The 436-nt window shown below is 46.8% G+C and carries 1 protein-coding gene; it reads right to left on the bottom strand.

Annotated features, from left to right (window positions below; all coding sequences use genetic code 11):
- The coding region (locus NE664_14240; GenBank protein MCQ4727795.1) for an ABC transporter permease at positions 1-436 on the bottom strand (436 nt) is incomplete at both ends.

Below are 436 nucleotides of genomic sequence, written 5' to 3'. Positions count from 1 at the left end.
ATACTTTGGCGCAGCCCTTGAAGAATGACGAAGTGCTTTACCTGTGCTTTGGATGCCCCCAGACACCGCAAAAGGCCGTAGAATTGAACCCGTTCCAGAACATTTGTGTTAAAGCTGGCAGCAATCATTACTGCACCGGCAATCAGTACCAAAAGGACAAGAAAGCCTGCAACGATGTATAGGGACTGCATTGTACTGTTCTCACTTTGCCCCATCAATCCGAGGAGCGCCGTGTTTTCGCTCACCTGACTGTCTGAAAGGCCATATTGCGTTTTTATTTCCTTTATGGCTGCCTGAATGTTTACGCCATCTTTAAACTGAACGCGAAAAGTAGTTCCATCTTTGGCATTTTCGTCTGCAATTTGGCGAAAACCGTCCTCGGTCAATACCATGCCATATACATCCGCTTTCAGCAAACTTCCCATATCGGCAAGGA

Origin of the sequence: Anaerotignum faecicola, from assembly GCA_024460105.1 — a bacterium.
Classification (GTDB): Bacteria; Bacillota; Clostridia; order Lachnospirales; family Anaerotignaceae; genus JANFXS01.
The sequence above is the reverse complement of the archived record's forward strand: the minus strand, read 5'-3'. Positions and strand labels throughout refer to the sequence as shown.